Consider the following 483-nt stretch of genomic DNA (forward strand, 5'->3'; position numbering starts at 1 on the left):
AAAGCCTCCGCATGGCGTCGGTAAATGGACAGGATATTATTTGCCGCAGAGTCGCTCACAATGTCCTCACTTTTTAATCTGATAAGTTTAACGACGATAAATCCTCCCGCACACGATCCGCAACCCTGGAATGCGCCTCGCAGAACCTATGCGTAAATCCCCCAAAATCGTCCCGCTGTGGCATCATAGCGCGCAGATAACATCATGACAGGGGTGATAAACGTGAAACCGGTAACGCTATACGATGTCGCAGACCATGCAGGCGTCTCTTACCAGACCGTCTCGCGCGTCGTGAATCAGGCCAGCCACGTTTCCGCAAAAACCCGACAGAAAGTTGAGGCCGCGATGGCGGAACTCAATTACATCCCCAACCGCGTCGCACAACAACTGGCAGGCAAACAGACGCCGCTGATTGGCGTCGTGACGGCGAACCTTGCCCTGCATGCCCCCTCACAAATCGTTGCCGCCATAAAATCCCGCGCC

General features: G+C 54.5%; 1 protein-coding gene. It reads left to right on the forward strand.

Annotated elements, in window-relative coordinates:
- Positions 1 to 213: 213 nt before the first annotated feature.
- On the forward strand, positions 214 to 483 hold a 270-nt coding region (locus FDX03_RS22965; RefSeq protein WP_283204882.1), incomplete at its 3' end, for a LacI family DNA-binding transcriptional regulator.

It is taken from the genome of Citrobacter sp. wls827 (genome assembly GCF_005280875.1).
Taxonomy (GTDB): domain Bacteria; phylum Pseudomonadota; class Gammaproteobacteria; order Enterobacterales; family Enterobacteriaceae; genus Citrobacter; species Citrobacter youngae.